Raw genomic sequence first — 15,323 nt, forward strand, 5'->3', positions numbered from 1 at the left:
CCGCACTTGAGGAGGAGTGGCCATGCGATTGACCCTCATACCGTCCACCTGTCCCAGCGGTCCTGCGGTCCCACCGCATCAGCTGATCGCCCACCCACGTCTCGCCCGTTGGCCGGTGCGCGTGTCGGGCGGGGGCCGAGAGAGGAACGGGACATGGTGACACTCACGAAACCCGAAGTCCCCGTCACCCCGCGCGAGCAGCGCCGTGCGGGACGAGGGCGAGGGCGGAGAGACAGCTCACAGACCGCCGGCTGGCTGTTCATCATGCCCAACCTGGTCGGCTTTCTGATCTTCACAGCCGTACCACTGGTGGTCGGCATTCTGATCGCGTTCACCGACTGGAACGTGGTGTCCGGCGTCGCCGGTATCCGGTTCATCGGCCTGTCGAACTTCTCCGAGCTCATGGGAGACAGCGCGTTCTGGCACGCGTTCGGCCGGACGGCTCTGTTCACCGGAGTCAGCGTGCCGGTGACGATGGCGCTGGGGCTGCTGCTGGCCATGGCGCTGAACAAGGAGATCTTCGGGCGCGCGGTACTGCGGCTGATCTTCTTCCTTCCGCACATCGTGAGTTCGATCGCGATCGGCTTCGTCTGGATGCTGATCTACAACCCTGATGCCGGCCTGCTCAATCAGGCACTGAAGGCACTGAGGATCCTTGACCCGCCCGACTGGCTGGTGTCCCAGTCCGCGGTTCTGCCCGCACTCATCATCATCGCGATCTGGTCCGGGGTCGGCTTCCAGGCCGTCATCTATCTGTCAGCGCTGCAGTCGACGCCGCCGGAACTGCACGAGGCGGCCGCCATCGACGGTGCAGGACCACTGCGTCGTTTCACGACGGTCACCTGGCCGTCGCTGGTGCCGACCACGACCTTCCTGCTGGTGACGTCAGTGATCGGGCAGTCGCAGGGGTTCGGCCTGATCGCGTTCCTCACCCAGGGCGGGCCCGGTGACGCCTCGACGACCCTCGCCTACTACATGTACGCCAATGGATTCAACTACTACCGGTTCGGATACGCGGCTGCGATCGGCGTGATGAACCTTCTCGGAGTCATCGTGCTGACCGCGCTGTTGTGGCGCTGGCAGCGTGGACGGGGGCTGAACACATGAGCACACTCAACCCGGCCGCGAAGGGGGGCACTCGCAACGTACCGCGACGCAACCGACCGGCAGCGCGCGCCCGCCGGTACGGACTGACGGCACTGCTGTGGCTGATCGCGGTGATCTTCCTGCTGCCGTTCGTCTGGATGGTCTCAGCGTCTCTCAAGTCCAACCTCGACGTGTTCGCCATCCCGATCAAGTGGATCCCCAACCCGGTCAACTGGCACAACTACGTTGACGTGTGGGTCGGCGGCTCCTCGATGCTGAGGTACTACGGCAACTCGATCATCGTCACCGGTATCGGGGTGGCCGGTGACCTGATCACGTCGGCGATGGCCGGCTACGCATTCGGCCGACTGTCGTTCCGGGGACGGGACAAGATCTTCCTGCTGTACCTGGCGACAGCCGCTGTGCCGGGCCAACTGCTCATCATCCCCCGATACATGCTGTTCCAGCAGATGGGCCTGTACGACACCCTCTGGGCGCTCATCCTGCCCGGCCTGTTCACCGTGTTCGGCACCTTCCTGCTGCGGCAGTTCTTCGCCTCGGCTCCGCCCGCACTCGGCGAGGCCGCCCGGATCGACGGCGCGAACGAATGGCAGGTGTTCTGGAAGGTGTACCTGCCACTGGCCCGGCCCGTACTCGCCGCACTGGCCATCGTCAGCTTCGTCACCACGTGGAACGACTACGAAGGCCCCCTGATCATGCTGTCCAGCCAGCACAACTACACCATCCCGCTGGGCCTCACCCAGTTCGTGGACGCCGACGGCGGTCTGTCCGCAGGGCTCGCGATGGCGGCATCCGTATCGGCGATCGTGCCGGTGTTCGCGGTCTTCCTGGTGTTCCAGCGCAAGTTCATCGAGTCGCTGGCGAACGTGGGCATCAAGTGATGTGGTCCTTGTTCCTGGTGCTCGCGGCACCACAATCCGGCTACGGAGATTGACCATGACAGAGATTGAGATCTGCTCTCTCGACGGCAGTGTGCGCCGGGTGGGCACCGTGAGCGGTGCCCGGTCCGCCGTGCTGCTGGCGTCGGTTGAGTCCGGGGTCCTGCGGTACGCGATCGAGGCTGCCGAGGACGTGGTGCGGATCCGGTGGACCTGGCCGGCGGAGGCGGTGACGTTGTGGCGGCCCAAGCAGGGCACGAGCCGGGACCTGCCGACCGACTGGTGGGCGCACCGTGATGTCCGCTCGGTGCGGTCGGCCCCGGTCGCCGCCCTGGTCGACGCCCAGTCCCGAACTCCGCTGACCGTGTCGTTGTCTACCGCCGTCCGCGGGTGCGACTTCGCTGTGGGGGTCAACGAGGAGAGCGCGGAGTATCTCGTCGAGCTGACCATCGACGACATCGAGCCGGCCGACGGTGCCCGCCGTCTGACCCTGCGCGTCGATCTGCGCGGGCGGCACTTCGCACAGGCGCTGCGCGAGGTGACCGAGGAGTGGACCGCAGAACTCGGGGACCGGATCGTGCCGGTTCCGGCGCTGGCCCGGCAGGCCATGTACTCGACGTGGTACAGCGACCATCAGCACGTGTCCGCTGCCTCCGTCGAGGCGCATGCCCGGGCGAGTGCGCCCTACGGGTGCCAGGCCGTGATCGTCGACGACGGCTGGCAGACCGACGACACGGCCCGCGGGTATGCCTACTGCGGCGACTGGGAGCCGACCAGCAGCAAGTTCCCGGACATGGCGGCACATGTGCAGCGGGTGCACGACCTGGGCATGGCCTACGTGCTGTGGATCGCACCGCCCATGATCGGTGCGCACTCCAAGGCGTGGGACCGGCTCAAGGACAAGACCCTCAAACCGCTTGAGGCAGACGGCAAGACGATCCTCGACCCCCGCCACCCCGACGTCCGTGCCCACCTCGTCGAATGCTGTGTGCGGCCGGTACGGGACTGGGGAGTTGACGGCCTGAAGATCGACTTCATCGATCAGTGGGCCTGCGTGGATCCGCCCGCAACGCCCGGCATCGACTGCGAGAGCGTGGACGAAGGCGCCGAGCGGTTTCTGGCCGCCGTCACCGACGAACTGCGCCACCTCCGCTCGGATGTGCTGATCGAGTTCCGGCAGGACTACGTCAACCCTCGCCTCTGGCAGTACGGCACGTTCCTACGGGCGAACGACTGCGCCATGGACCCGGTGGAGAACCGGGTCCGCACCCTCGACAGCCGCCTGCTGGCCGGCGACCGGGCCGTGCACGCCGACATGCTGGTGTGGCACCCGGACGCGTCTGCCGAGACCGTGGCCCTGCAACTCATCAACACGATGTTCAGCACTCCGCAGATCTCGGTGGATCTCCCTGCGCTGCCCACCCACCAGCAGCAGGCCGTCACCTTCTGGCTCGGCTTCTTGCACGACCACGCCGACACGTTGCTGCACGGCAGCCTGACTCCGTCCAGGCCGGACGCACGCTATACGCAAGTGCGCGGGGAGGGCGCCTCGGGCACGGTGGTGACCGTCTTCAGCGATCCGGTGGTACGCCTTGGGGCGACCGACCGCTCGGTGACCGTGGTCAACGGCGGTAGCGAGGCACGCGTGCTCGTCGAGGGGGTGGGTCCCGGGGCGGCCGAGCTCGTGGTGTCGGACTGTGCGGGCAAGGAAGTCCATCGCACCACGACAACTGTGCCGCAGCTGTGGGCGATTGACGTTCCGGTCGCCGGAGTGGCCCGGATCCGGCGCGGATGACAGCCCCCAGGACAACGTCTCAGAGGCTCCGGCGGTACGCGGTCGGTGTGGTGCCCGCATGCGAGTGAAACGCGCGGTAGAAGCTGGAGCGGGTCTGGAAGCCGCTGGCATGGGCGATCCGGTCGACCCCCCAGTCGGTGCCCGCCAGCAGATTGCTCGCGTGGGCGACCCGCAACTGGGTCACGTAGTGCCAGATGGGCATACCGAAGGAGTCCTTGAATGCCTGTGCGGCGTACGTCGGGTGTGTCCCCGCACGCTCGGCGATCTTCGGCACCGTCAGTGAGTCCGTGTACGAGCGGGCGATGACCGCCAGCATCCGCTCGGCCGCGCCGGAGTGGGCAGCCGCCGGCCCCACAGCTGTCCCGGGGCCGACGGCCAGCCGGGCAAGGCGGGCGAGCATCTCCAGCAGGCAGACCTCGTGCCGACCGGGAGCAGGGCCGTCGCCCAGGTCCTCGGCCCACCGGGACATCAGCAGACGGTCGTGTGCGGCTTCCCTCGCGGTGCCGCACAGCACCTCTCCGGCCAGCAGAGCACCCGCCGCGGACCGCGAAGCCGACTGGTCGGCCAGCGCCCCCAACGGCACGGTGGCCCACATCATCTCCACCGAGCCGTCGACGTGCATCCGGTGCGGGTAGCCGCCCCAGAACACGGCGAGCCGACCCGCCGGAACCTCGATCGTGCGGGCGCCGACCTCATACCGGGCAGTGCCGGACAGCAGGAGAACCGATTCCCCGACTCTTGGGAGACATCATGGCTGAGCGGAAACCCAGTGAGCTGGACGACTTCCTGTTCGACCTGAACGGCTTTCTGGTCCTCGAAAACGCCGTGGACGAGGGCCTGTTGTCCCTCCTGAACGCCGAATTCGACGAGTTTCCCCGCGGGATCGCCCGCGGGGAGTGGTATCGCGGTGCGCAGCGCCGCGACTACACCGCGGAGACCGGCTTCGAACTGCACCAGGCTGTCGCCGCGGGCAAGCCGTTCGAGGAACTGATCGACCATCCCAGCTGGTTCGGGCTGGTCAGCCACTACGCTGGAGAGGAGGACAGTTATGTGGCAGGGGTCTACATCGACGAATCGATCGCATCGGCCCGTGCTTCCGGCGGGCACCACCCCGTGCACTCCGGTGGCTATCGGGGTGCCATCCGCGGTCAGTACCAGTACGCCAACGGAGTCTTCCGCTGCGGGCAGGTCAACATCATCGTCGCGCTGACCGATATCGGGCCCGGCGACGGGGCGACCATGGTCGTGCCCGGCTCGCACAAGTCCAACTTTCCGCACCCGCTGGCCGGCGGTTACGACGGGGACAGAATGGAATCTCTGCCCGGTGCGGTGGAGGTTCATCTGCGCCGTGGGGACGCACTGCTGTTCGTCGACGGCCTCATGCATGGGGCCTGTTCCCGTGTCAATCCTGGCGAACGCCGCGTGGTCATCTATCGATACGGGCCCATCTGGGCTGCCAGCCGCTTCGGCTATGTCCATGACGAGGCATGGCTGAACACGTTGACGCCCCTGCGGAGAAGCGTTCTGCAGCCGTTGCCGGACGTGCGGGTGGGCGACATGATCAAGGGCGAGGGAAGCGCACCCCAGCAGGGCCTCTTGGAGAGCAGGGCGGGGTAGTGCTGGTCGGACGACCAGGCATGTCCGACCAGCGGTGAGAGGGTCACATCAGGCAGGGGACGGTGGCATATGGACTCGGAAGACTGTGGCCGCTGGTTGGCGCAGCTCGCGAAGAACCCGGACTTCGGGCTGTTCGCGTACGAGCCGATGCCCCGTCCCCGCCTCGTGGATCTGCCGCAAGGGCTCGCCGAACACCTGGTCTACCTCGTCGTCAGCGGCTTGTGCGAGGGCGTCGCAGCGGAGGAGCCGATCCGGCTCGTTCCTGGATCGCTGATGTGGCTCAAGCCGCGGACTCCCTTCGCCCTGCAGGCCAGTGACCCGGATCAGCGGACGTCGCTCTATCGGTTCAGGCTGCGTCCGCTGCCTGGGGAGCCGGGCGGGAACGAGCCGGTGGTCGTGGTGCCCGACGCTTGGGAACTCAGTTCCACGTTCGACATGCTCATCGCCGAACTGGGCGCGAACCGTCCGTACCGCGATCAGCGCGTCCCTGCCTTGCTGCAGGTGCTGTTCACGGGGATCTTCCGGCTCGCCGATGACCGCAAGGCCGGCGGCCGAGCACTGGAGCCGGGGCAACGTCGCTTGCTTGAGTCGTACGTGGACCAGCACATCAACCGGCGCGTCACGCCTGAGGAGTTGGCGGAGCAGGTGGGACTGTCGCCGGACTACTTCACCCGGCGATTCCGGCAGACCTTCGAGGTGCCGCCGAGGGTGTGGCTGGTGCGGCGTCGCATCCGTCAGGCCGCGCTGCGGCTCGATGAGGGCCCGGACTCCATCACGGAGGTGGCCACCGACTTCGGATACTCCGATGTGTTCCTGTTCAGCAGGCAGTTCAAGGCGGTGATGGGAGTCTCACCGCGGGCCTACCGCTCCCGGTAGCCCGGTCATGCCGCCGGCTTCGCCGTTTTGGTGCAAGCCTGCCCTGCCGCCGCTGATCTGGGCTGTAGCCCTGGCACTGGTCCACCACCGGTTCAATGCATGAACACCACGGTCGTGGCCATGGTCCGGTGGTCGAGGGGCTGAGACGGTTGAGTCATGCGTGAGGAAACCGTACGTACTGACATCACCATCGCCGGGGGCGGCCTGGCCGGCGTATGCGCCGCGATCGCGGCCGCCCGTCTCGGCCGCAGCGTGGCCCTGGTGAACAACCGGCCCGTGCTCGGCGGGAATTCGTCGAGTGAAGTGCGCGTGTGGGTGTGCGGGGCCACCGCGCACGGCGTCCAGCGGTATGCCCGGGAGACCGGGATCATGGGCGAGTTGCTGCTGGAGAACCAGTACCGCAACCCCGACGGCAACCCGTACTACTGGGACCTGGTGGTGCTTGAGGCGGTGAAGGCCGAGCCGGGCATCCAGCTGTTCCTCAACACCGACATCCGCGAGGTGGCCGCGGAGGGCCCGGAGGAGGACCGGCGGATCACCGCCGCCACCGGTTGGATGATGGGGTCGGAGCGGCGGATCCGCTTCGAGTCCGAGGCATACCTGGACTGCACCGGCGACGGTCTGATCGGACACCTCGCCGGGGCGTACCATCGGATCGGGCGCGAGGCCCGCGCGGAGTACGGCGAGCCGTGGGCGCCCGAGACCGCCGATGACATGACGCTCGGCAGCACGATCCTCTTCTACACGAAGGACGCAGGGCACCCGGTCACGTTCGTGCCGCCGTCCTTCGCCCGGGACATCACCCAGACCTCGATCCCGGAGCAGCGCATCATCCGCTCCGGTGACAACGGCTGCGCGTACTGGTGGATCGAGTTCGGCGGCGAACTCGACACCGTGCACGACAACGAGCGCATCCGCGACGAGCTGTGGGCCGTGATCTACGGCATCTGGGACTACATCAAGAACTCCGGCAGGTTCGACGCCGAGACGATGACCCTGGAGTGGGTCGGCGCGGTACCGGGCAAGCGGGAGTTCCGCCGCTTCGTCGGCGACTACACCCTCACCCAGGCCGACATCCTGGAGCAGACCCCCTTCGAGGACCGGGTCGGCTTCGGCGGCTGGTCCATCGACCTGCATCCCCCGGGAGGCGTCTATGCGACGGAGGCCGGCTCGAAGCACTGGTACGCGAACGGCAGTTACCACATCCCGCTGCGCTCGCTGTACTCCGCGAACGTGTCCAACCTGTGGCTCGCCGGACGCGACATCAGCGCCAGCCACGTGGCATTCGGCAGCACCCGTGTCATGGCCACCTGCGCAGTCACCGGAGAGGCGGCCGGCAGCGCCGCGGCGCTCGCGGTGGCGAAGGGCGTGTCACCGCGGGAACTGGCCCGTCACCACATCGCGGAACTGCAGCAGACGATGCTGAGGCAGGACGCCGCACTCCTGGGCGTGGACAACCGCGATCCAGCAGATCTGGCACGCCAGGCCGACATCACCGCATCCTCGACCCTGACCCGACTCGCCGCGGAAACGCCGGCGGAGCGCATCGAGTTGGACACGGACCGAGCGCTGCTGTTTCCCGTCGACCCGGAACTCGACGCGGTGGAACTGCTGGTGGACGCGGCAGCAGACACGGAGCTCGACGTCGTGCTGTACGACACCGGGAAACCCCAGAACTACGTGCCGTCGAGCGAGGTGGCGACCGCCCGAGCGTCCGTACCTGCGGGGGAGAAACAGTGGGTGCGCATTCCCCTGTCGTGGCGCCCCGAGCAACCGCGGAATGCCTTCCTGGTCGTCCGCCGTACCCCCAACCTTGCCCTGTACGCCGCCACCGACCGCATTCCCGGTGTCCTACAACTGCACTGGGGTGAACCGGAGCAACAGGAGCGGGAGTACCACCAGCCGGTCCGCGAGTGGCGCGCGGACACCGACCGGCGCAGCTGGTGCTTCCGCACGTCGCCCGACACCGCGGCATACATCCCAACCAAAGCCGTCGGCGGCTATCACCGCCCGTACGGCGGACCGCAGATGTGGGTCTGCGAACCGGAACAGACTGAGCCGAGCCTGCAACTGACCTGGCCCGCGCCGGTGACGATCCGCAGCGTCGACCTCGTCTTCGACGACGACGTCCATGACGATCTGATCAACCTGCACCACCACCGCACCGACTACGACGTGCCGGCCGACCTGGTCCGCGCCTTCCGGATCGAAGCCCAAACAGCTGGTATCTGGCACACCCTGACCCAGGTGACGGACAATCGCCGCCGGCACCGGGCGTACGCACTGCCCGAGCCGGTCCGCGCCCAGGCACTCCGCATCGTCATCGAAGCAACGCACGGCGCTCCCAGGGCACATGTGGTGTCACTGAGGGCATACGAGTGAGGGCCGGCTCGTCCTATGCAGGGCTGATGGCAGCGAGTAAGCCACAGGTCCCATTGAACGCCGACGGGTTCATCGTCAGAGGATCCTGCACAGCAGAAGATCCGGGCCGGCCGGCGGGGCGCGAATCGTCGTCGGCGACAACGGGGTCAGTAAACCAACCCTGATCAAGATTCTCTCCGGCGCCTACGATTCCGCCCCCGGGGGCGCGATCGAGGTTGACGGCACCGAGCGGAGCTTCAAGGGCCCGCTCGACGCGTCCGAGTCAGGTAGTGCCACCGTCTACCAGGACCTGGCCTTGGTGGGCACCCGGGACGGACGTCACGCGCTGCCTCAAGCGGTTCTGCCCGAGAGGTCCCACCAAGCACTGACCAGCACTCCACCTGGACCATTCACCAAACCGACCTTGCTCCAGCGGCTTGACAACCAGAGGAGCATCCCGCCTCGGCGACCCGGACGGAAACGGATCCCATGAGCCACCACACAAACGGGAACTCCACGGCACGACCCGAACACGGTCGGACTGCCGAAGGCCACAACGGCCAGACCGTGTCTGCCCGCGACCCCTACCTCACCTACATCGGTCGATGGGGCCACCTCGGCACCATGGCCATCACCCCCAACTCCGGATCCCAGCTGCGGTTCCGGTTCACCGGGCACATCCTCCGAGGTAAGTTCGACACATCGACGACCGTAAGCCCTCCGCAGATCTACGTCTCGATTGACGGCGAAGCACCCCAACTGCACCGAGTGGACCGCGACCTTGTCGACTTCACCCCGACCCCACTGACCGGGAATCAGCACACAGCTGACATCGTGGTCAAGGACATCGACGAGCACGAGAACCGCTGGGTGGTGCCGATGCGATCCGGCCTGCACTTCACCGGCCTGCAACTCGCCCCCGGTGCAAGCCTCCTACCAACAACGCCATCAGACACGCTACGCCTGGTCTTCTACGGAGACTCCATCACCCAAGGTGTCATGGCTTTGGGCGCGGAGGCCACCGTCGACTGCGCCGACGGCACGAAGAGCTTCGGCTACCTCACAGGCCGAGCATTTCAGGCCACCACACACCTGGTCGGCTTTGGCGGCCAAGGACTTCTCCGACCCGGCAACGGAGGCGTAGGGACGGCCGACCAGTCGCTCGGCTGGAACTTCCACGGGTCGCCCGTCGATCCGCAGTTCGAACCCCACGCAGTGATCGTCAACCAGGGAACCAACGACCATTCCTACGACGGTGCGGCATTCCGCCCGGCCTACCACAGGTACCTGGACCGTATCCGTGGAATCCATCCTCATGCCTGGCTGTTCGCCATGCGTCCCTTCGGCGGGTACCACGCCGAAGACATTGCCTGGGCCGTCGCGCACACTGCGGATGCGAGAGCCGTCTACGTCGACACCACAGGCTGGCTCTCGCCGTCGCAAGGCGACTTCAACGATGACTGTCACCCCAATATGCGGGGGCACGCAAAGGCGGCCCGCCGGTTGACCGCTGTCATGCAAGCAACCACTGGATGGACTCCGGTGAGGCACGGTCGGACGGCGCACTCGGGCTGGGCACTCCCCTGGCGGGTCAGTTCTGCCATCTGACGCTGCTCAGGTACCGGGCCGAGTGCACGCTCTCCGTCGTCCACGACACGGCCTTCGTCCGCGGCGCGGACCTCCCGGGGCTGTGGCTGACGGCCCTGGCGGAACTCGAAGCGGCGGTCTGACACGGACGGCTCGTCCCGGGGCCCACACCCGAGCGGTGGGTACGGCCCCGGGCACCGCCCCGTTCACACCGGCGCGGAGGTCTCCGCCAGCTCGGCCACGGCCTGCTCCCACAGTTCCGGAAGCAGTTCCCCTAGCGGAAGGGCGCGGTCGGCCAGGAAGGACGCCTCGGCCCAGTTGCCGAAGAACGACAGACCCACCCCGAAGAGGTGCCCGGGTACGAGCAGGGGGAGCAGGGCGACGCCCGTCACCTGGGTGTCTCCCAGGCCGCCCTTGTCGGCGACCGGCATGGACGTGGCCATGACGTCGGTGACGCGCGGAGAGAGCATCCTTCGCAGGTACCACTCGGTCGGGCGGTCCGGCATGTAGCGGACCATGTCCTGAATGGCCTGTCGCCATGTCTCGCCCCGCAGCTTCCGGGTCGTCGCCATGACGCGCTCCAGCCGCCACTGGGGCGAATCGCCGTCCTGGGGCCCGATCCCGCGTTCCGGGGCGGTCCGCACGGGCAGCTCCAGCGGCAGGGCGAAACAGCGGTTGCCCCAGGTCTGTTCCTCGTCCGGGCGGCGTGCGTCGACGGGCAGCAGCGCCGTCATCCGAGGAAGCGGTACGCCGGACCGGACCGACCAGGCCGACAACGCCCCGGCGAGCGCGGCCAGATGGACGTCGTGGGCCGATCCGCCATGCGCCGTACCGATCCGGCGGAGGGCGTCCGCCGGTACCCGGCCCCGCCACAGCCGCCGCTCTCCCGTGGGGACGAAGGGGACGGCCGGACGGTGGCCACGGACGGCGAGAGAGCGGGCCATGAACATCGAGGCCAGCCCGACGGCCGTACCCAACCGCAGGGGCAGACCGGCCAGGCGGCCCTTCCTCGACACCGGGCGGGCCGAGGGCTCTGCCTCGCCCAGCAGGGCCCGGAAAGTCATCGCGACGGCCGAGCCGTCCTGGCAGGCGTGGTGGAAGCGGTAGCACAAGGCGTACTCGTCGGGTGCATGGCCGTGGACCAGCCAGAGCCCCCAGTAGGTTCCGGGCGCCAACGGCGCGTTGATCGCGGTGTGCAGGGCGGCGTCCCACCCCTCGGGGCCCTCCGCGACCACTTCGTGGACGTGCCGGTCGACGGTGAAGTCCACGTCCGGCCGCCATCGGGGGCGCCGTGAGCCGCCCTCGGGCCGACTGGTGAGCAGGGGCAGCCGGCCCAGGCGGAAGCCCACGTACGCGCGGAGGTCTGCCAGGCTCGGGGGCGGGCCGCTCAGGTACGCGACGCCGCCGCCGTCCCAGCGGACGTCGGGGTGGCGGCGTTCCATACTGAGAAAAGCGCGGTCGACCGAGTGGGTGGGGCGGCTGGGGAGCGGAACGGTCCGGGCTGACGGAACGGACGCGGGCATCGGGGAACTCCAATTCGTGCCAACAGACGGGCAGCAGGGGCAAGGCCGGGCGCTCGACCGGGGCAGATCACCGACCAGAAAGGCCGCCGACCCGTGCAAGTCCGCAGCGACGCCGAAGGCGTCACCTCGGCCCGGATCAGTACGGTTCATATCCGACCGCGGTGAAAGGCCGTATGCGCCGGCAACCCCTCGAAGTACCCGCTCCCCACCTGCCCTGCCGGGCTCGGCGCCCCGCACCGCCCGCCGACAGTGCCACGGACCCTACCGGACCGTTTCCCGGCCACTGCCCGCGAGATCACCCGAAAGGAGGACGGGCCCTCCGGGCGGCCACCTCGGTCCCGACTGCTTCCGCTGCGTCCGTACAGCCCGGCGCCCAGGCTCGCGGCGGGTGCTGCGATGGGCCGTCCGGGACCCGCACGGACCGTGGCGTGGTTACTTCCTTCGGGTGAGCCGGCGGGATCCGGGCTCCCCCTCGGTTCGCCGCCTGACACTGTGTGCCGTGCGCCAGTGGTCATCACCCCTGGGAGACGGCCTGAGAGGAGCCCCCGGTGGGACCGAAGGACCGGCGGACGCCGGTTGCACCGGACCGGCCGGACGAGTCAGGCTGCGCGGGCCGCGACCCCGGTGGCATGCCGCCGCCGTAAACCGGCCGGATGCACGCGCTCCCTGGCCGTCGCAACGGCGCCGGCCGTCACCGCCCTCGCAGACGGTTGTGATCCTGTCCCTTTCGGAGCCCTTGGAGCCAGGTCATGCACGTCGCCCTCACCGGCGCCACCGGATTCCTCGGACTGCGCCTGTTGCGCCGTCTGCTCGACACCCACCGGTCGGTGACGGTCCTGGTCCACGCCGGGTCGGGTGACGCGCTGCGCCGCATCGCCCGGTTCTTCGCACTGACCGGTGCATCCGAGCGGTTCGTCGCCGAACTCCCCGACCGGCTGCGGGTGGTGGAGACGAGATTGGAGCAACCCATGCTGGGGCTGTCCAGGCGCGCGTTCCAGGAGTTGGCCGACGGTCTCGGCGCGCTCTGGCACAGCGCGGGCAGCATCAACCTGGAGGCCGAGCTTCCCGAGCTGCGCCGGACCAACGTCGAAGGGACCCGGCACGTACTGGAGTTGGCCGCCGCCGGACGGGAAAGACCCGTGGTCCATCACGTGAGTACCGCTTTCGTGGCGGGGAGCCGACGCGAGGGGGCGACGTACGAGGACGAACTGGACGACACGTACGGCTTCGAGAACGCCTACGAACGCTCCAAGTACGAGGCGGAGATGTTGATCCACGCATGGTCGCGGGAGCACCGCCGTCCGGTCGTGGTGCTGCGGCCGAGCATCCTGGTCACGGACCTGCCGCCGCATCCGGAACTGCCCTCGCATCCGCTTCAGGTCATCGAGCGGATCCTGCGCGACGCCCGGCGCACCGCCGATCCCGGGAGCCCGGGCCACGACGGCGCCGGGCCCGACCGCCCCCACGGCCCCGGCCCGCGCGGCCGTCCCCGTATCCGGTTGGTGGGTCATCCGCACGGCCGGCTGAACCTGATGCAGGTGGAGCACGCGGCCGAGATCATGGTGCGGCTGGCCGGCCGGAGACCCTCGGGCGGAGTCGACACCTATCACATCGTCCATGACCGCGACGTGCCCGTGACAACGATCGTGAACCTGCTCGAACGGCTGGTTCCGTTGTCGATCGACCTGGTCGCCACGGAGCCGGACGACCCGTCGGCGCTGGAGGCGCTGGTGGACTTCTATCCGGGTCTCACGGTCTATCTGACCCACCGACGGCGCTTCGACGACACCCGGGTCCGGGCCCTGTTCGGGCCGTCGGCTGTCTCCGGCCGCGTGGACCTCGACTACCTGTTGTCCGGCCTGGTCCCCAGGGACCGGGTTCTCGCCGGGCCGTCGCCCACGCCCACCACCGCCTTCCCATCCGCCCCGCACGCCTGATGCGACAAACCCCGCTTTGGAGTTCTTCCGTGTCCGTCCGCTCCGTTCCCGACGCCTGCGCCGCGTCCGCGCCGGTCTTCTCCCTCAAGGAGATCGCCGCCCGTGCCCGGCGGATCCGGGAACCCGTACACATCGTCAGCGGGCCGAGCAGCCGTGAGCTGGGGCTCGCGGCGGGGGCCGTACCCGACGGCCCGGTACTCGGTACGCTGCCGCCGCTGTACCCCGAGTGGCTCGGCGGACGCACCTTCTGCGAGGCGCACGGCGTCCGTTTCCCTTATGTGGCGGGCGAGATGGCGAACGGCATCGCGACCACCCGGCTGGTGTCCGCGATGGCCCGGGCGGAGATGCTCGGATTCTTCGGCGCCGGCGGCCTGGCGTATGCCGAGGTGGAGCGGGCCGTGCACGCGCTGGCCCAGGAGCTGCGGCCCCGTCCGAACTGGGGGGTGAACCTCATCCACTCACCGGCCGAACCCGCGCTGGAGTTCCGCGTCGCCGAACTGCTGCTGCGCTGCGGTGTGCCCCGGATCTCGGCCTCGGCGTTCATGGAACTGACCCCGGCCGTCGTGCTGTGCTCGGCCCGGGGGCTGCGCCGGGGCGCCGACGGCAAGATCGTCCGGCGCACACGGATGCTCGCCAAGGTCTCCCGGCCCGAGGTGGCCGGGAGATTCCTCTCGCCCGCCCCCGCAGCGCTGCTGGACCGGCTCGTCGCCCAGGGGAGGCTGACCGCGGAGGAGGCCGGTCTGGCGGCCCTGGTGCCGGTGGCCGAGGACATCACCGTGGAGGCCGACAGCGGAGGTCACACCGACAACCGGCCGTTGTCGGCCCTGCTGCCGAGGATCGTCCTGCTGCGGGACGAGTTGTGCCGGCGGTTCGGCTACCACCGGCCGGTCAGGATCGGCGCGGCCGGCGGGCTGGGCACGCCGGCCGCGGTGGCCGCCGCCTTCGCCCTCGGCGCGTCCTACGTGGTCGTCGGATCGGTGAACCAGACGGCCACCGAGGCGGGCCTGTCCGAAGAGGCCAAGGCGATGCTCTGCGAGGCGGATGTCGCCGACGTGGCCATGGCCCCGGCAGCGGACATGTTCGAGCTGGGCGTCACACTCCAAGTACTGTCCCGGGGAACGATGTTCGCCCAGCGGGCCCGCAGGCTCCACGCGGCGTACCGGGCGCATGGTTCGCTGGAGGAGATCCCGCCCGCGATGCGCGCCACGATCGAACGGGACGTGCTGCGTGCCTCGTTCGACGAGGTCTGGCAGCGCACGCGCGCGTTCTGGGAGCGCCGCGATCCCTCGGAGATCACACGTGCGGAGGCTGATCCGAAGCACCGTATGGCACTGGTCTTCCGCTGGTACCTGGGCAGTTCCAGCCGGTGGGCGATCACCGGCGAGGCGGCCCGGCGTACCGACTACCAGGTCTGGTGCGGGCCGGCGATGGGCGCATTCAACCACTGGGTGGCGGGCACGTTCCTGGCCGAGCCGGCCAACCGGTCCGTGGTACAGATCGCACTCAACCTTCTCGAAGGCGCCGCGGTGCTCACCCGCGCCCATCAACTGCGCGCCCATGGAGTTCCGTTACCGTCCGAGGCATTCGCCTACACCCCGTGCGGGCTGGCATGAGCGGCCCCGGCGCCCCGAAGGCGTCAGCG

The 15,323-nt window shown here is 68.7% G+C and carries 11 protein-coding genes; 9 read left to right on the forward strand and 2 right to left on the reverse strand.

All coding sequences use genetic code 11. The annotated features are described in order from the left end of the window. Nucleotides 1-153: 153 nt before the first annotated feature. From ACWEKM_RS09215 to ACWEKM_RS09225, 3 genes are read left to right on the forward strand one after another with little or no spacing between them, the layout of a single operon-like run. A complete protein-coding gene (locus tag ACWEKM_RS09215; protein WP_451620516.1) occupies nucleotides 154-1,107 on the forward strand; it encodes a carbohydrate ABC transporter permease in 954 nt (317 codons plus the stop codon). After that, nucleotides 1,104-1,988 carry a carbohydrate ABC transporter permease gene (locus ACWEKM_RS09220; protein ID WP_451620517.1) on the forward strand — a complete coding sequence of 295 codons (885 nt, stop codon included), beginning with the start codon at nucleotides 1,104-1,106 and terminating at the stop codon, nucleotides 1,986-1,988. Before ACWEKM_RS09215 ends, ACWEKM_RS09220 begins: the two co-directional genes overlap by 4 nt. 55 nt (nucleotides 1,989-2,043) lie before the next feature. Continuing rightward, nucleotides 2,044-3,780 (forward strand): glycoside hydrolase family 36 protein, encoded by a 1,737-nt coding sequence (locus ACWEKM_RS09225; RefSeq protein ID WP_451620518.1) that lies wholly within the window; start codon nucleotides 2,044-2,046, stop codon nucleotides 3,778-3,780. Nucleotides 3,781-3,799: 19 nt separating this feature from the next. Here the strand turns inward: ACWEKM_RS09225 and ACWEKM_RS09230 are convergent, their stop codons facing one another. Then, nucleotides 3,800-4,402 (reverse strand): helix-turn-helix domain-containing protein, encoded by a 603-nt coding sequence (locus ACWEKM_RS09230; RefSeq protein ID WP_451620519.1) that lies wholly within the window; start codon nucleotides 4,400-4,402, stop codon nucleotides 3,800-3,802. A 128-nt stretch (nucleotides 4,403-4,530) separates the two neighbouring features. Between ACWEKM_RS09230 and ACWEKM_RS09235 the strand changes: the two genes are divergently transcribed. From ACWEKM_RS09235 to ACWEKM_RS09250, 4 genes are all read left to right on the forward strand, one after another. Beyond that, entirely contained in the window at nucleotides 4,531-5,397 is an 867-nt protein-coding gene (locus ACWEKM_RS09235) for a phytanoyl-CoA dioxygenase family protein (protein ID WP_451620520.1), read from the forward strand. Nucleotides 5,398-5,466: 69 nt separating this feature from the next. After that, complete coding sequence (locus tag ACWEKM_RS09240; protein WP_451620521.1) at nucleotides 5,467-6,273, forward strand: AraC family transcriptional regulator; 807 nt, start codon at nucleotides 5,467-5,469, stop codon at nucleotides 6,271-6,273. A 156-nt stretch (nucleotides 6,274-6,429) separates the two neighbouring features. Further along, nucleotides 6,430-8,655, forward strand: a complete 2,226-nt coding sequence (locus ACWEKM_RS09245) for an FAD-dependent oxidoreductase (RefSeq protein ID WP_451620522.1) — start codon at nucleotides 6,430-6,432, stop codon at nucleotides 8,653-8,655. 603 nt (nucleotides 8,656-9,258) lie between these two features. After that, complete coding sequence (locus ACWEKM_RS09250) at nucleotides 9,259-10,242, forward strand: GDSL-type esterase/lipase family protein (protein WP_451620523.1); 984 nt, start codon at nucleotides 9,259-9,261, stop codon at nucleotides 10,240-10,242. A 185-nt stretch (nucleotides 10,243-10,427) separates the two neighbouring features. Here ACWEKM_RS09250 and ACWEKM_RS09255 read toward each other — a convergent pair whose 3' ends face one another. Beyond that, complete coding sequence (locus tag ACWEKM_RS09255; RefSeq protein WP_451620524.1) at nucleotides 10,428-11,663, reverse strand: wax ester/triacylglycerol synthase domain-containing protein; 1,236 nt, start codon at nucleotides 11,661-11,663, stop codon at nucleotides 10,428-10,430. A gap of 830 nt (nucleotides 11,664-12,493) precedes the next feature. Between ACWEKM_RS09255 and ACWEKM_RS09260 the strand changes: the two genes are divergently transcribed. Then, nucleotides 12,494-13,681 (forward strand): SDR family oxidoreductase, encoded by a 1,188-nt coding sequence (locus ACWEKM_RS09260; RefSeq protein ID WP_451620525.1) that lies wholly within the window; start codon nucleotides 12,494-12,496, stop codon nucleotides 13,679-13,681. Further along, on the forward strand, nucleotides 13,681-15,294 hold the full coding sequence (locus ACWEKM_RS09265) for a PfaD family polyunsaturated fatty acid/polyketide biosynthesis protein (protein ID WP_451620526.1): 1,614 nt from the start codon (nucleotides 13,681-13,683) through the stop codon (nucleotides 15,292-15,294). The genes ACWEKM_RS09260 and ACWEKM_RS09265 overlap by 1 nt, the downstream gene beginning before the upstream one ends. Nucleotides 15,295-15,323: the final 29 nt, after the last annotated feature.

The organism is Streptomyces sp. NPDC004752 (assembly GCF_053601275.1).